This is a genomic window from Lentilactobacillus dabitei (genome assembly GCF_019061365.1).
Classification (GTDB): domain Bacteria; phylum Bacillota; class Bacilli; order Lactobacillales; family Lactobacillaceae; genus Lentilactobacillus; species Lentilactobacillus dabitei.
On the sequence record NZ_JAHPPD010000001.1, the window covers coordinates 39,274 to 52,149 of the forward strand.

General features: G+C 42.0%; 14 protein-coding genes. 3 read left to right on the forward strand and 11 right to left on the reverse strand.

Features of this window, described 5'->3' with window-relative positions:
• Nucleotides 1-79: 79 nt before the first annotated feature.
• Genes KTE19_RS00165 through KTE19_RS00175 form a run of 3 tightly spaced genes read right to left on the reverse strand, consistent with a single transcriptional unit; the run spans nt 80 to nt 2,198 of the window.
• Nucleotides 80-826 (reverse strand): 16S rRNA (uracil(1498)-N(3))-methyltransferase, encoded by a 747-nt coding sequence (locus tag KTE19_RS00165; RefSeq protein ID WP_217161325.1) that lies wholly within the window; start codon nt 824-826, stop codon nt 80-82.
• Nucleotides 827-1,786 (reverse strand): 50S ribosomal protein L11 methyltransferase, encoded by a 960-nt coding sequence (gene prmA, locus KTE19_RS00170; protein ID WP_217341335.1) that lies wholly within the window; start codon nt 1,784-1,786, stop codon nt 827-829. It abuts the gene before it with no gap.
• 43 nt (nt 1,787-1,829) lie between these two features.
• On the reverse strand, nt 1,830-2,198 hold the full coding sequence (locus KTE19_RS00175) for a hypothetical protein (protein ID WP_056982836.1): 369 nt from the start codon (nt 2,196-2,198) through the stop codon (nt 1,830-1,832).
• A gap of 171 nt (nt 2,199-2,369) precedes the next feature.
• Between KTE19_RS00175 and KTE19_RS13865 the strand changes: the two genes are divergently transcribed.
• The 3 genes from KTE19_RS13865 to KTE19_RS00185 all read left to right on the forward strand — a co-directional run bounded on the left by KTE19_RS13865 (nt 2,370) and on the right by KTE19_RS00185 (nt 3,428).
• Nucleotides 2,370-2,519, forward strand: a complete 150-nt coding sequence (locus KTE19_RS13865; RefSeq protein ID WP_249778389.1) for a hypothetical protein — start codon at nt 2,370-2,372, stop codon at nt 2,517-2,519.
• Between the two features lie 66 nt (nt 2,520-2,585).
• Nucleotides 2,586-2,765 (forward strand): hypothetical protein, encoded by a 180-nt coding sequence (locus KTE19_RS13870; protein ID WP_243685839.1) that lies wholly within the window; start codon nt 2,586-2,588, stop codon nt 2,763-2,765.
• Nucleotides 2,766-3,002: 237 nt separating this feature from the next.
• A complete protein-coding gene (locus tag KTE19_RS00185; protein WP_217161327.1) occupies nt 3,003-3,428 on the forward strand; it encodes a hypothetical protein in 426 nt (141 codons plus the stop codon).
• Nucleotides 3,429-3,494: 66 nt separating this feature from the next.
• Here the strand turns inward: KTE19_RS00185 and lepA are convergent, their stop codons facing one another.
• The 8 genes from lepA to rbfA all read right to left on the reverse strand — a co-directional run bounded on the left by lepA (nt 3,495) and on the right by rbfA (nt 12,867).
• Nucleotides 3,495-5,333 carry a translation elongation factor 4 gene (gene lepA, locus KTE19_RS00190; protein ID WP_217161328.1) on the reverse strand — a complete coding sequence of 613 codons (1,839 nt, stop codon included), beginning with the start codon at nt 5,331-5,333 and terminating at the stop codon, nt 3,495-3,497.
• Between the two features lie 116 nt (nt 5,334-5,449).
• Complete coding sequence (gene dnaJ, locus KTE19_RS00195) at nt 5,450-6,598, reverse strand: molecular chaperone DnaJ (protein WP_056982845.1); 1,149 nt, start codon at nt 6,596-6,598, stop codon at nt 5,450-5,452.
• 111 nt (nt 6,599-6,709) lie between these two features.
• Nucleotides 6,710-8,581, reverse strand: a complete 1,872-nt coding sequence (gene dnaK, locus KTE19_RS00200; RefSeq protein WP_217161329.1) for a molecular chaperone DnaK — start codon at nt 8,579-8,581, stop codon at nt 6,710-6,712.
• Nucleotides 8,582-8,608: 27 nt separating this feature from the next.
• Nucleotides 8,609-9,214 (reverse strand): nucleotide exchange factor GrpE, encoded by a 606-nt coding sequence (gene grpE / locus KTE19_RS00205; RefSeq protein WP_217161330.1) that lies wholly within the window; start codon nt 9,212-9,214, stop codon nt 8,609-8,611.
• Between the two features lie 34 nt (nt 9,215-9,248).
• A complete protein-coding gene (gene hrcA / locus KTE19_RS00210) occupies nt 9,249-10,292 on the reverse strand; it encodes a heat-inducible transcriptional repressor HrcA (RefSeq protein WP_217161397.1) in 1,044 nt (347 codons plus the stop codon).
• 125 nt (nt 10,293-10,417) lie between these two features.
• Nucleotides 10,418-11,374, reverse strand: coding sequence for a riboflavin biosynthesis protein RibF (ribF, locus tag KTE19_RS00215; RefSeq protein ID WP_217341336.1), 957 nt, complete (start codon nt 11,372-11,374; stop codon nt 10,418-10,420).
• Between the two features lie 21 nt (nt 11,375-11,395).
• Nucleotides 11,396-12,301, reverse strand: a complete 906-nt coding sequence (gene truB / locus KTE19_RS00220; RefSeq protein ID WP_217341337.1) for a tRNA pseudouridine(55) synthase TruB — start codon at nt 12,299-12,301, stop codon at nt 11,396-11,398.
• Between the two features lie 212 nt (nt 12,302-12,513).
• Nucleotides 12,514-12,867 (reverse strand): 30S ribosome-binding factor RbfA, encoded by a 354-nt coding sequence (gene rbfA / locus KTE19_RS00225; protein WP_217161333.1) that lies wholly within the window; start codon nt 12,865-12,867, stop codon nt 12,514-12,516.
• Nucleotides 12,868-12,876: the final 9 nt, after the last annotated feature.

Sequence of the window (12,876 nt, forward strand, 5' to 3'; positions counted from 1 at the left end):
ATCAACTCTTCTCTAATTCTACCCCTCACCGGGTTTGTGAATGCTATTATGAATATTTTAGCATGATTTACACGTTTATTCAGCTACCTTGTAATTCGGTCAGGACGGAAACTGCCGTTAGAAAATATAACGGCGCCGTTTCGGTTCTCATAATCCGCGGCCCCAAGCCAACGTTAGTAAACCCATTTTGGTTCAATAATTGGATTTCTTCAGGGGCAATCCCGCCTTCGGGTCCAAACACCGCCACAATTGAATGGCCAACCGGCGTGGCTTCTACCTGCTTAAGCAGTTCAGCCTTTTCGCCAACTTTTGCAGATTCTTCGTAGGCAACCAGCTTGGTGTCAAAATTCATCGCCACAAGAGCTTTCAAACTCTTTAAATAGCTCACTGTCGGCACCACATTTCGATGTGACTGTTCTGCCGCGCTCAAGGCGACTTCATTGAGCCGCTTGATCTTTTTAACACTTTTTTGATCCCACTTAACAATCGACCATTTCATTGGTAAAAAGACTATCTGAGAAACCCCCAGTTCAGTCGCTTTTTGGACGATCAGTTCCGGTTTATTCCCCTTTGAGAGACCACTGACAATTGTCGCCTTAACGGGAAGTTCAACGTTCACAGGTAATTGCTTAGTAACTGACACGGTGACTTTTTGCCTGACTAATTGGCTTACTTCAGCTTGAAAAACAAGCTGTTCTGAAGAAACAACCTCAATTTGGTCGCCAACTTCAGCTCGAAGCACTCGGCTTAGGTGATGGCTGACGTCATCAGGAAGTTGGATTTGATCGCCAACTTTAATTGTTTGGCTTAAAAAATAATGTTGCATTTACTCCTCATCCTTTGGCTTTTGGGCAATAATCGCGTACCAATCTTTCATTTTCATTGATTCTAAGACTTGAAAGCCACCATCAACCATCACCTGTTTGACTAAATCATATTTGTCATTAATGATGCCAGAAGTTAGAAAGTACCCGCCCACTTTGAGGTTGGCAAATGCCTGAGGAACCAGTGGCACAATAATCTCCGCCAAAATATTGGCAACCACGATATCAACGTGTTCATGAATGCCCTTCAGCAAGTCATTAGCAGAAATTTGAATATCCTTGGCTGCTGGATTTAAATCAATATTTTTCTTTGCAGATTTAACCGCCACATCATCGACGTCAAACGCCTGCACGTTACCGGCACCCATTAACTTAGCGGCAATGCTGAGGACTCCTGAGCCAGTGCCAACGTCCAAAACCGATTCGCCACCGTGCATGACAATTTCGAGCGCCTGCAGGGATAGTTGAGTTGTCGGATGCGTTCCGGTCCCAAAAGCCATTCCTGGATCCAATCGAATGATTTTTTCAAACTCAGTTTTCGGTTGATAGTCTTCCCAACTTGGAACCACCGTCAACATTCTTGTAATTGAAACGGGATGATAATATTTTTCCCAAGCAGTCCGCCAGTTTTCGTCTTCGACAGCGTTAGTGGTCACTTCAGCGGGACCAGGATTTAACCCGAATGATGATAATTGCTGAACCCGTTTGGTTATTTCAGGCACTTTTGTTTGAATATTTTTGTTATTTGGAAAATAAGCAGAAACAATCGCTCCAGTTGCAACATGGGTTAATGATGCCGGATCCACAATTTCTCCGTGGCTCCCATACCGGCCAGCTTTGAGCTTATCAAAATCCTTGGCGTCTTCTATTGATACGCCTGTTGCACCATTGGCCATCAAAATATTTGAGACTGCCTCGACAGCCTCACTGCTTGTGATGATCGAAACTTCTGTCCAGTCCATGTTGGTTCCCCTTTGTTAATTTAATAAATACAAAAAGAGCATCCTACTTGGATGCCCCATCAGGTACTTGATGCTCTTTGTCGTCATTGTTCTCATGAGCTTTCTGAGCCTTTTCCTCACGAGCACGAACTTTGGCCTCATGCTTCAGAAGATGTCCTTCCAAATATTGCAGCAACTCAGATTCATTATCAAAAATCCGCGGATGCTTTTGCTTGTGAAGGCGTAGGTCAATTTCATTGATTCGTTGCCTGCCGGTCCACTTATGACTGTAACGAATAATTAACCGATTGTCTAAACGATCACGACCAAATCGGAAAATATAAATGTTATCTGGCGTAAGTAAGGGGCGAATATATTCTTTTTTATAAAAATAACCATTTTTTCTGAGATATTGTTTTGTTCTACTTAACAACGATAGCCACCTCCTTACTTGTTATTTTATTAAAGGAACTCAAATCGAATAAAAAACGAATTAATATATATAATAATTGAATGTGATCGAAAACGCAAACATTTTGTTGACAATCCCGCTTGCTTTCCTTGATCTATCTATCATATTATTGAAGAAAGGAGTTGAAAGGGCATGGAACTATTTCGTATTCGGTTTATCAACAAAATTCGGCCAGATACCATTGAGATCAGATATTGGGCAGTCTTAGAAGCTCATTCAAGCGATACAATCTTTGAAGGGCATCAGTGTTTTAATCGAAATTACTTAGATTATACAATTTAAAAAAACGGTGAAGTGGCGTTACGAGCCATCACAAATATTTTTTCGGCAGTCCCGAAAAATCTTGTTTTGGATAAAGTCAGTTTCGAGCAATCCCATGATCGTAATCTATTACAAGTTCCAACCAAGCAGTTTTTTGATGACTATATTATCAATAATCATCAAATAGATCGCGTCATCAAGAAAACAGACGATGAGCACCATGCGATCATTGACACAAAATTGATTACCGAACTCCGAATTGGGTGATCCCTTTCCAAGTCAGCATATTCTCAGAATATTGTGCAGACGGGGCTGAAATTGAAAGCCTGTTTTCTGTTTGTATATTCTCCAAGCCCAAATAATTAATAAAAAATTTGACTCTATATGTCAGCTGACATATGATATAAGTGTAATTATTAATTTAAACAATTTAATGTGGAAATTGATTTGGGGAATTGATGACATTTGTTATCAAAATTAGTGATCAATTCCGGGTGAAGGAATATGAACGTCAGGGATAAAATTCAAGTGATTATCGATAGCGGGGATAGTGCTTATCAAATCCAACAGTTGACTGGAGTTAACTCATCAGTCATTATTCGCTTAAGAAATAATAACCGTTCGATTGATAATTTATCATTGAAAACCGTTGAGAAACTTGAACAGTACTATGATTATCACTTATCAGCCAAACATCCAGCACCAAAGGATGTCCATTTATCACATTTTCGCCACCGACTCATCAACGTTTTACAGGAATTGTATGAGTTCCAGCAGGAAAAGGTTGAACAAGTGGACGCCCCTGATGATGAACAGGCAATGGCTGCAGTCATCGAGCAACTCTTTAATGACATTTTGGCTGATCAGTTAGAAATCGAAAAAATGAAACAAATCTACAACCAGAAGTTAACTAAGAAGCCAACAGTGTAATTCAAAAAACATAAGACAGTAAAAATGGGAAGCAGATCATGATGATCGCATCCCGTTTTTTTACGCCTATTTGTCGCCTTTTTCTTCCTCGTCAGTCTGCAAAACCGCCATGAAAGCGGCCTGTGGGATATCGACCTTGCCCACAGCTTTCATCCGTTTCTTACCGGCCTTCTGCTTCTCAAGTAACTTCATCCGTCGAGTTCGATCACCACCATACAACTTGGCGGTCACGTCTTTTCGATAAGCCTTAATATTGGTCCGGGCAATAATCTTTGCCCCAATTGCGGCTTGGACCGGAATTTCAAAGTTTTGTCGTGGAATGATGTTCTTTAATTTGCCAACGATGTCACGAGCACGAGTGGCCGCAAACTGTCTGTGTGAAATGAAACTTAAGGCATCGACCTGTTCGCCGTTTAAGAGAATATCAATTTTAACCAGATCACTTGGCTTGTAGTCTTCCAAATCGTAATCAAGCGAAGCATATCCCTTAGTGCTGGATTTTAACTTATCAAAGAAATCAAAGATAATTTCTGACAATGGCATGTGATAAATCACATTTACCCGGTATTCATCGAGGTATTCCATTGTGTCAAATTCACCCCGGCGGCGTTGGCAAAGTTCCATGACAGGTCCTACATACTCGTTAGGCACCATGATGGTTGCTTTCACATAGGGTTCAGAAATCTGTTTAATTGCTGAAACGTCGGGCATTTCAGATGGGTTTTCAACTTCTTTCTTTTCACCATCTGTCATATCGACTTCATAGGTAACTGACGGCGCGGTGGTAATTAACTCAAGATTAAATTCCCGCTCTAACCGTTCCTGAACAACATCCATGTGAAGCAAGCCCAAAAAGCCACAGCGAAAGCCAAACCCCAACGCCTTAGAAATTTCTGGTTCAAATTCCAACGCAGCATCGTTCAGTTTTAATTTCTCAAGAGCCTCACGTAAATCGTCGAACTTCGCGTTGTCGGTTGGATAAAGTCCGGCGTATACCATTGGATTCATAATCCGATAACCAGGCAGCGCTTCGTCAGCGGGGTCGTCAGCGTTGGTAACCGTATCACCGACACGAGTTTGAGTAATATCCTTAATACTGGCAGTGATGTAGCCAACATCGCCAGACATCAAGTAGTCACGTTTAACCGGCTTGGGTGAGTTTACACCAACTTCGGTTACTTCATATTCACTGCCACTGTTCATCATCCGAATCTTGTCACCAGGCTGAACGGTTCCTTCGAACAGACGGACGCTCAAAACAACCCCACGATAGTCATCGTAAACTGAGTCAAAAACCAACGCCTTTAATGGCCCGTTCACATCACCATCGGGAGCCGGTATTTTATGAACAATTTGTTCAAGCAAATCTTCAATTCCAATGCCCTTCTTAGCACTTGCCAAAACAGCATCAGATGCGTCAATTCCGATGACATTCTCAATTTCAGTTCGTACTTTTTCAGGTTCAGCTGACGGCAAATCAATTTTGTTAATCACCGGAACAATTTCAAGGTTGTCATCGATAGCTAAATAAACGTTAGCCAACGTTTGAGCTTCAACCCCTTGAGCAGCATCGACGACCAAAACAGCCCCTTCACAGGCCGCCAAACTTCGTGACACTTCGTATGAGAAGTCAACGTGTCCAGGGGTATCAATTAGATGAAACTCATAGTCATGCCCGTCTTTGGCATGATAAGTCAACTCAACGGCATTCAACTTGATCGTAATACCCCGTTCTCGTTCCAGATCCATGTTATCCAACAATTGATCCTTCATGTCCCGTTTAGCAACTGTATCAGTCATTTCGAGAATTCGATCAGCCAGTGTCGATTTCCCATGGTCGATGTGAGCAACGATGGAGAAATTGCGAATATACTTTTGATGTTCCTTCATTTTTTCTAAATCCATGTTGTATCTCACTTTCATTCTTCATTAAATCTCTTATACCAACCATTATAACAATTAAGAGGCTGGATTTAACCAACCTCTTAAAATAATGTCACTTATTTAAGTTTAGAATGCCTCTATTTTTTGTTATCGAAAGCATCCTTCATTTTGTCAAAAAAATGACCGCCGCCTTTGCCATCCAGGCTTTCACCACTCGCTTTGGCAAATGCTTCCAAAGCAACTTTTTGGTCCTTATTTAAATTCTTAGGGGTTGTAACAGTCACCGTAACCCGTTCATCACCAGTGCCATTACCACGAAGACGAGGAGCGCCTTTACCTTTCAATCTAAACGTCGTTCCAGTTTGCGTTCCAGCAGGGATCTTCAATTCAACATCTCCATGGACCGTTTTCACTTTGACCTTGCCACCTAAAGCAGCACGGGCAAAACTGATTTTCTCGTCAACAAAAATAGTTGAGCCGTCTCGAGTAAAGTCTTTACTTGGTTTAACTTTAAAGACAATGTACAGATCACCGTAAGGGCCGCCATTTTCGCCAGCTTCACCTTGTCCTTGAAGGCGCATTTGTTGACCATCGTCGATTCCGGCTGGAACATTGACTTCTAATTCATGACGTTCGTCAACTCGACCACGACCACCACAGGTTGGGCACTTTTCTTTAATTTCTTTACCAGTTCCATGACAAACTGGGCAGGTTTGCCGAGACTGCATTCTGCCGAGCGGCGTATTCGTTTCAGTCGTGACATATCCACGGCCGCCACAACGAGAACAGGTTACAGGTGAGGTCCCTGGCTTGGCACCAGTTCCACCACAAGTCTTACATTGAGCTTCACGATTATATTTAATAACCGTCTTCTTACCAAAAATGGCTTCTTCAAATTCCAGCGTCATTTGATACTGGAGATCGCGGCCCTGCCTTGGTGCAGAAGGATCCGCATTCCGTTGGCCGCCACCAAAGAATTGGCTGAAAATATCATCAAAACCAAAACCGCCGCCACCATCGAAATTACCGAATCCACCAGCGCCGCCACCGCCAAATCCGGCACCAGCACCATCGGCTGATCCGTATTGGTCATAGTTTGCCCGCTTCTGTGGGTCACTTAACGTTTCATATGCTTCGTTAATTTCCTTGAACTTCTCCTCAGCATTAGGAGCCTTGTTGATGTCAGGGTGCCACTTCTTGGACAACTTACGATAGGCGTGTTTGATTTCATCGTCGCTGGCGTCTTTTGAGACCCCGAGGATATCATAATAATCTTTACTTGCCATTAGAAACTCCCATCTTCAATCAATTGTTTATCCTTGATAGAATACCATATTTTAACAAAAAGCCAAAGCCAGATTGGCCTTGACTTCTCGTCTAAATAACAATCTCAAAGATTATTTTTTATCATCGTGAACTTCATGGAAGTCACCGTCAACGGTACCGTCGCCGCCTTTACCATCATCTTTGTTATCATCAGATGAACTTTGCGAACCGGTTTGAGCACCCTGAGCACCGCCATCTTTTGGCGCTTGTTGTTGATATAACTTAACGGCAAGGTCTTGGACGATCTTGTTCAAATCATCTTTCTTAGCCTTCATGTCGTCAACGTTATTGTCTTCCTTAGCTTTCTTAAGTGCATCACGGGCATCTTCGGCCTTCTTAATTTCGTCATCGGAAACCTTACCTTTAACTTCCTTAAGGGTCTTGTCAGTCTGGAAGAGTAACTGGTCAACTTCGTTATTGAGATCAGCAGATTCCTTACGTTGCTTATCTGCCTCTTCGTTTTCCTTGGCTTCCTTCATCATCTTCTTGATTTCATCATCGGAAAGACCTGACGAATCTTTGATGGTAATCTTTTGTTCCTTACCAGTTCCTTTATCCTTGGCAGAAACGTTCACAATTCCGTTCTTGTCAATGTCAAAGGTAACTTCAATTTGAGGAACACCTCTAGGGGCAGCAGGAATGTCAGTCAACTGGAATTGACCCAGTGTCTTGTCATCGGCAGCCATCGGTCGTTCACCTTGAAGAACATGGATATCTACGGCTGGTTGATTATCTGCGGCAGTTGAGAAGACCTGTGACTTACTAGTTGGAATGGTTGTATTCCGATCAATTAACTTAGTGAAGACCCCACCCATGGTTTCAATACCAAGTGACAATGGGGTAACATCAAGCAAAACAACATCCTTAACATCACCAGTAATCACACCACCTTGAACAGCAGCCCCTAAGGCAACCGCTTCATCAGGGTTAATTGAGTGATTAGATTCCTTACCAGTCCATGACTTAACGGCTTCTTGAACAGCTGGGATTCGAGTTGAACCACCATTTAAGATCACTTGATCGATGTCTGAAGTTTGTAATCCGGCATCCTTCAGAGCGTTGTCAAATGGCACCTTGGTCTTTGCAACCAAGTCAGATGTCAATTCGTTGAACTTTGCACGAGTCAAAGTCGTTTGCAAATGTAATGGACCGTTATCGCCAGCTGAAATAAATGGCAGGCTAATTTCGGATTCAGTCACACCTGACAAGTCTTTCTTAGCCTTTTCGGCAGCATCCTTCAAACGTTGAAGAGCCATCTTATCCTTAGAAAGATCAACTCCATTTTCTTTTTTGAAGTTATCAACCAACCAATCAATAATCCGTTGATCAAAGTCATCCCCACCAAGGTGAGTATCACCATTAGTTGAAAGTACTTGGAAGACACCATCACCTAATTCAAGGATGGAAACATCAAAAGTACCACCACCTAAGTCGTAAACTAAGATCTTTTCATCTTTATCTTGCTTATCAAGGCCGTAAGCCAAAGCTGCAGCAGTTGGTTCGTTGATGATTCGCTTAACATTTAAACCAGCAATCTTTCCAGCATCCTTGGTTGCCTGACGTTGGGCATCATTAAAGTAGGCAGGAACAGTGATAACAGCATCTGTCACTTTGTCACCCAAATAATTTTCTGCGAAATCTTTAATATACTGCAAAATCATTGCTGAAATTTGCTGTGGTGTATATTTTTTGCCTTCGATATCAACTGTATAACCTTGTTCACCCATATGACTCTTAATTGACCGAACAGTGTTAGGGTTTGTAATCTCTTGACGCTTAGCAACTTCACCAACCTGAGGCTTGCCATCTTTAAATGCCACAACAGATGGTGTAGTTCGGGCTCCTTCAGGGTTTGCAATGATTTTAGGCTCGCTGCCTTCCAATACGGCAACGGCTGAGTTAGTGGTACCTAAATCAATACCGATAATTTTATTACTTGCCATAGATAATCCTCTTTTTCTTTTAAAGATTTATTTTGCTACAACAACCATTGCTGGTCGTAAAACACGGTCCTTCAAACGGTAACCGTCCTGAAGAACTTGAACAACCGTTTCAGCAGGATGATCCTCATCCGCATCTGCAGTTTGGATAGCCTGTTCAAACTTTGGATCAAATGGTTTATTCAGGGCGTCAACAACCTCCACACCATTATCCTTGAGTGCTTTGTTAAGATGCTCATAAACCATCGATACACCCTTTTTAAGCTGTTTCCCATTGTCGTCAGTGACTTCAACGGCAAGTGCTCGTTGTAAATTATCAACAATTGGTAGGATGTCATGAGCCAACTGCTGGCCATCATACTTAATTAAATCAGCTTGTTCTTTTTTTGCGTGATTCTGAATATTTTTCATATCAGCTTCAGCACGAAGATATCGATTTTCCATATCATCAAGCTTTTTTTGAAGTTGAACAACTGTCTGCTTCAACTTGGTAACATCTTCAGCACTCTTACTGGAATGGTCAGCCGCAACCTTTTTTTCATGATCATTTTTTGCCTGATCTTTGGGTTGGGCAGTCGACTGTTCCTTTGGCTGGTCCTGCTTCTTATTCAGTGATTCTTCCTTATTCTCTGCCAAACAATCGCCTCCTTAGGTTGCCAAATCGCTGGCATTAGTCCTGGTCATCATCATAGTAGCCGAGAAGCTTCTTAGTCAGTTCCTCTCGTAATGCACCAACTATGCCAATAACCTTCGAATACGGCATCCTTGTCGGCCCAATGACCGCAATGACCCCGTGTCCATACTCCTTTAAATCATAAGTTCCAGTGATTATACTGTAATCTTTCAACAGATCGTTTCGCAATTCACCACCGATCCGAACCTGAACGTCGTTGGACTTGGTATTAATGATTTTTTGTACCGTGTCCTCGGTTCCAAGTAAGTTATAAAGGGGCTTCAAGCGATCAACATCTTGACGCTCGACAAATCGCAGCAAGTTCAACTCACCATCAACGTGAACTTTGTCCTTACCGGCTTCGTTAAGCATCTCACCAAATATCTTCAAAAATCCTTCAGGAGTTTGAATATACTTGGTCATTAGCATTGGAATATCGAACTTGAGTTTCTCTAAAACCTGTCGCAACGGCTTGCCAACCAATTCGGAATTAATAATGTTAACAATCGTTTCCAGCTGCTCAGACGATACATTTGCCAGGCGGAAAATCTTATTCACAACATGACCGTTATTCGTGACGATAATTGCCATCACCTGTCGGTCATCAAGCTTCACAAGTCGAAAGCCACCCAACGTCACATCATCGCCTGATTCTGGATTGAATGTTAACGCCATATAATTGGTTAAATCAGACAAAACCTTCGCAGATTCTTGGACGATCTCATCAATTCTATTAAACTCACTGTTAAAAGAGCTCTTAATCAAATCTTCGGCACTATCATCAAGTGGATCCGGTTCAACCAAGTTATCCACATAATACCGATAACCTTCAATGGATGGTACCCGGCCTGATGAAAAATGTGTCTTGGTAATCAAGCCCTTTGATTCAAGTGCAGCCATATCGTTTCTAACCGTCGCAGAACTGACATGGGTTGGAAACTCTGAAGCTAATGCCTTGGAACCAACTGGCATTCCCGTTCTTGTATAATCACGAATGATTATTTGAAGAATATTTTTTTGCCTATCCGTTAACACCAGAATCACCTCTTTTTAGCACTCAATATATTCGAGTGCTAAGGCACATTTATAATTTAACAAACCACTCCACATTAGTCAAGGAATTATGGCCGATTTTTAGCATTATTTTGTTTTGAGTGCTAATTGTGCTAATTCAAACTCTTGGAATGGTCTTTGAAATATTGACGGGTTTCGTTGGCATCCTGATCGAGTTGGTTAATCAATTGCTCTGGTGTCTGGAATTTAATCTCATCTCGCAGATAATGCAGCCAATCAACTGTCACAATTTCGCCGTAAATATTTTGATCAAAGTCCAATAAGTTGATTTCGACGGTCATTGGATGGACATCTGAGAAAGTGACATTCTTGCCGATTGAAGCCATTCCAAGGTATTTTTTCCCAGCAATCGCAACGGTCACAACATAGATCCCAATTCGGGGTAACCACTGGTATTCTGAATGCTCAACGTTGGCGGTGGGATAACCCAACAAACGGCCGCGTTCTTCACCGTGGACGATCACCCCTTTTGTTTGAAACGGCCGACCAAGCAACTCATTGACTTCATCGATATTACCGGAATCCAACTCAATTCGAATTCTGGTAGAGCTGACCTTTTTCCCATCGCTATCAACTGGAGGAACGGTAATGACTTTGAATTTCCCGTTGGCATACTTTGGGAGATTTTTCATGGTGGCAGTTTGTTTATCACCGTATGTATGGTCAAATCCAGCAACTACAGCGACGGCATTAAAACGATCAATAAAATTCGTAACAAATTGGGCTGGCGGCTGGCTTTGAAATGCATAAGAATAATTAACCAAAAAGACTTGATCAACCCCAAATTTTTCAAACAACTCCATCTTGTAGTCGAGTAGTGTCAAATAACGTTTTTCATGAGCGGCCATTTTTTTATAAACTAGGGCAGGATGATGGTCATAAGTGAGGACTGCGAACTTAGCTCCCACTTTTTCCGCCTCTACTTTGGCTCGTTGAAGCACCTCTTGATGCCCCTTGTGGAAGCCGTCAAACAACCCCATTGCAACGACTGTCTTTCCTTCGACATGAAAGGAGTCGGCCAGTGGATAATGAAGTTTAGATATTTTCATAATCATTTACACCTTCTTAATTTACGCGATAAACATTTTATAGGGACGATATTTCATAAGCTCAGCATCAAATTTGTACAGGGCTTTGACTGCTCCCATGTAGGTTAAACAAACAACGGGCTTGTGATCAGGATTGATGGATTGATCCAGAAAACCACCATGGGAAACAATTTCCCAACGGCTCTCATCAAGTCTGTATTGAGGATAATCGGCTAAAGCCTCTGCCAGGGGCCGAAAGATCGTTTTCAAGTTGTCGTTGTCAACTGCTGCTTGAATCTGTTTTAAAGTGACACACTGGGAGATATCAAAACCCCCGCTCTTTATCCGGGTTAAATTCGTCATTACTGAGGGAACGTTGATCAGTTTGCCGAAATCTACCGCAAGGGTCCTCACGTAGGTCCCTTTTGAACAACCAACTTCGAAATAAATCGTCTGGGTCTGCTTTTCCTGATCATAGGCGGCCGGTTTAAGCTGTTTAAAATAATCAATGTGAATTGGCCGAGGGTCACGGTCAATTGTTAATCCTTTACGGGCATATTCATACAACTTATGACCATTCACTTTAACTGCGGAATACATTGGTGGCACTTGCATGATATCGCCTGTTAATTTCGCCAAGACATCATCAATCTGGGCAGATGTTAACGGAGATTCAATCGGCTGTTGCGCAATCAGCGTTCCATCCAAATCCTCAGTATCGTAGGCCATTCCTAGCGTAATTTCACCTTGGTAGACTTTACCTGATTGCATCATCAATTCACTAATTTTCGTTGCCTGGCCAATACAAATAGGCAGAACTCCATCAACATTTGGATCTAAGGTGCCAGTGTGCCCAACTTTTTTTGTGTGTAAAATTTTTCGTAATGAGCTCACACATTCATAACTCGTCATTCCGCGTTCTTTATATAAAGCAATTACGCCATCCATTGTTTCTCTCCTAATAAAATCATGTAGTAAAATTATATCATAAAAATCAGCATGGGTAATAGCGTGTTTTGGCCTTACTGCCATCTTATTAACAGCATCATACGGCGAAAACTGCCATTAATTACATAAGAGCTCCTGAACTAAATCCCCAAATCAGGGGTTTAATTCAGGAGCTCTTATGTAACCGAAAGACGTTTTTCTTCAGACACTTCTTATTCGCCTTGTTGCTTCAATTTATTAATCAATTGGTCAATCTTATCACCATATTGAACTGAACTATCCAATTCAAACTTAATTTCAGGTGTTTTATAAATACTCAATCGATGTCCTAACTCGCCACGAATCAGCCCAGCGGCCTTTTCAAGCCCCGTCTGAGTTGTTTGTTCATCCTCTGGTTTATCGGAGAGAATACTATAATAGATCGTCGCTTGCTGAAGATCACCGGTTACCTCGACTCCAGTTAAAGTCACTCCCTGTACTCGAGGATCCCGGACTCGTTTGAGCAAAATATCGTTAACTTCTTTTTGAATTTCTTGTTCCAATCGACCAACGCGATAATGAGCCATGAAAACACC

Coding starts and splice junctions, on each gene's coding strand:
- KTE19_RS00165 (WP_217161325.1), bottom strand. CDS start 826: ATGCAACATTATTTTTTAAGCCAAACAATTAAAGTTGGCGATCAAATC.
- prmA (WP_217341335.1), bottom strand. CDS start 1,786: ATGGACTGGACAGAAGTTTCGATCATCACAAGCAGTGAGGCTGTCGAG.
- KTE19_RS13865 (WP_249778389.1), top strand. CDS start 2,370: ATGGAACTATTTCGTATTCGGTTTATCAACAAAATTCGGCCAGATACC.
- KTE19_RS00185 (WP_217161327.1), top strand. CDS start 3,003: ATGAACGTCAGGGATAAAATTCAAGTGATTATCGATAGCGGGGATAGT.
- lepA (WP_217161328.1), bottom strand. CDS start 5,333: ATGGATTTAGAAAAAATGAAGGAACATCAAAAGTATATTCGCAATTTC.
- dnaJ (WP_056982845.1), bottom strand. CDS start 6,598: ATGGCAAGTAAAGATTATTATGATATCCTCGGGGTCTCAAAAGACGCC.
- dnaK (WP_217161329.1), bottom strand. CDS start 8,581: ATGGCAAGTAATAAAATTATCGGTATTGATTTAGGTACCACTAACTCA.
- ribF (WP_217341336.1), bottom strand. CDS start 11,374: ATGAAAATATCTAAACTTCATTATCCACTGGCCGACTCCTTTCATGTC.
- truB (WP_217341337.1), bottom strand. CDS start 12,301: ATGGATGGCGTAATTGCTTTATATAAAGAACGCGGAATGACGAGTTAT.
- rbfA (WP_217161333.1), bottom strand. CDS start 12,867: ATGGCTCATTATCGCGTTGGTCGATTGGAACAAGAAATTCAAAAAGAA.